Below are 1,332 nucleotides of genomic sequence, written 5' to 3'. Positions count from 1 at the left end.
TGAGCCACCCCCGCTTTCATGGAGCTTCTTGACCATGGTCTGATGGCCGTGGGGGAGGAAGTCGTCCGTGGCAGCACCGAAGAAGTACCCCGACGAGCTACGTCAGCGCGCTGTGCGTTTGTACCGCGAGTCGGACCCGAAGCCGGTGATCCGGCGTCTGGCCGAGCAGTTGGGCGTTCATCACGAGGCGCTCAGGAACTGGATCCGCCAGGCCGAAGCTGACGCCGACGAGCGTCACGACCGGCCGACCAGCGAGATGGCGGAGGAGAACCGCCGGCTGCGTAGGGAAGTCACCGAGTTGCGGCGGGCGAACGAGATCTTGAAGGCGGCGAGTGCGTATTTCGCGGCGGAGCTCGACCCGACCCGGCGACGGTCATGAGGTTCGTCCACGAACACCGTGACCAGTTCGCGGTCGCGCTCCTGTTACGGGTCCTCAACATCGGCGCTTCGACGTACTACGCGTGGGTCAAGCAGGCCGAGCAGCCCTGCGACCGGGACGTGGTCGACCTGGGGTTGATCTCGAACATCCACGAGATCTGGGAGACGTCGGGGCGCACCTACGGCGCGGACCGGGTCCACCGGCAGTTGCGCCGTGACGGCATCCGCGTGGGCCGCAAACGGGTCGAGCGGTTGATGGCCGGCCAGGGCTGGCAGGGTGCGTTCCTGCGTCGCGGCTGGCGCGGCGGCTCCACGAGGCAGGATCCCCGGCACACGCCGGCGCCGGATCTGGTCAACCGGCAGTTCACCGCGGCCGGGCCGAACCGGCTCTGGGTCGCCGACGCCACCCGCATCCCGTGCGGTGAAGGCGTGTTCTGGCTCGCTGCGGTGCGGGATGCGTTCTCCCGCCGGATCGTCGGGTGGAAGACGTCCGACCGCTGCGACACCGACCTGATCCTCGCCGCCCTCGAATACGGCATCTGGTCCCGGGATGTCCGCGACGGCCAGTTGATCCACCACAGCGACCGCGGGTCGAACTACACGTCGTTCCGCTTCGCGGAACGCTTGCAGGACAACGGGATTCTGCCCTCGATGGGCTCCGTCGGCGACTCCTACGACAACGCCCTTATGGAGAACTTCTGGTCAACGTTGAAGATCGAACTCGTCTACCGCACGAGTTGGCGGACCCGCGACGAGGCCGAGAACGCGATCTTCGCCTACATCGACGGCTGGTACAACACCCGCCGGATCCAGAAGGAACTGGGCTACCTCAGCCCGAACGAGTACGAGACCGCCTGGCACACCCGCGAAACCGAACCAGCCGAACCACCTATCGCCATCCCGGCACCAGCCGGCAGCCGGTAACCACTGCTCCATCGAAGCGGGGGGAACTCA

General features: G+C 66.7%; 2 protein-coding genes. Both read left to right on the top strand.

Annotated features, from left to right (window positions below; genetic code table 11):
* Window positions 1–67 precede the first annotated feature (67 nt).
* Entirely contained in the window at window positions 68–379 is a 312-nt protein-coding gene (locus AB0C17_RS29040; RefSeq protein ID WP_067308719.1) for a transposase, read from the top strand.
* Window positions 376–1,302, top strand: coding sequence for an IS3 family transposase (locus AB0C17_RS29035; RefSeq protein ID WP_357481431.1), 927 nt, complete (start codon window positions 376–378; stop codon window positions 1,300–1,302). Before AB0C17_RS29040 ends, AB0C17_RS29035 begins: the two co-directional genes overlap by 4 nt.
* Window positions 1,303–1,332 lie beyond the last annotated feature (30 nt).

The sequence above is a fragment of the Micromonospora sp. NPDC048887 genome (assembly GCF_040649715.1).
Classification (GTDB): domain Bacteria; phylum Actinomycetota; class Actinomycetes; order Mycobacteriales; family Micromonosporaceae; genus Micromonospora.
Note: the sequence above shows the minus strand (reverse complement) of the source record. Positions and strands in the feature narration are given on the sequence as shown.